General features: G+C 43.6%; 1 protein-coding gene. It reads left to right on the top strand.

What is annotated here, in order from left to right:
• Positions 1 to 307 (top strand): hypothetical protein (locus PuT2_RS16010; protein WP_216820844.1); only part of this gene is annotated, 307 nt, incomplete at its 5' end.
• Between the last annotated feature and the right edge of the window lie 19 nt (positions 308 to 326).

The following is a 326-nucleotide window of genomic DNA, read 5'->3' as shown; positions in this document are numbered from 1 at the left end:
TTGCCAATCCGGGGTGTGGCGAGGACCAGGAATTGGCAGCGCCCAATCATGGCAAAACGTTACTGGATCTAGAGGAAATAATGTTGGTTATCAGAATACGACGTCACGGCCGATACAAGTATCAATATACGTGCAGAGCTCCGCGGCAAATTCTGTTTTTGTCATCGACGGTCAGATAAGATCGTATTTCCTTGGCACAGCTGCAAATGAAGTCGCTACTTTTACATTAATAATTCCTGTTGGATCTATTTATTATCTTAGTGCAGGAGGTTCAATTACCATGCTTTCATGGCATGAGTTACGTTGATTGATTTTTGCCAATCCGG

The organism is Pusillimonas sp. T2, from assembly GCF_002236805.1.
In the GTDB taxonomy this organism is placed as follows: domain Bacteria; phylum Pseudomonadota; class Gammaproteobacteria; order Burkholderiales; family Burkholderiaceae_B; genus Neopusillimonas.
This window is presented reverse-complemented; position numbering and strand designations above follow the sequence as displayed.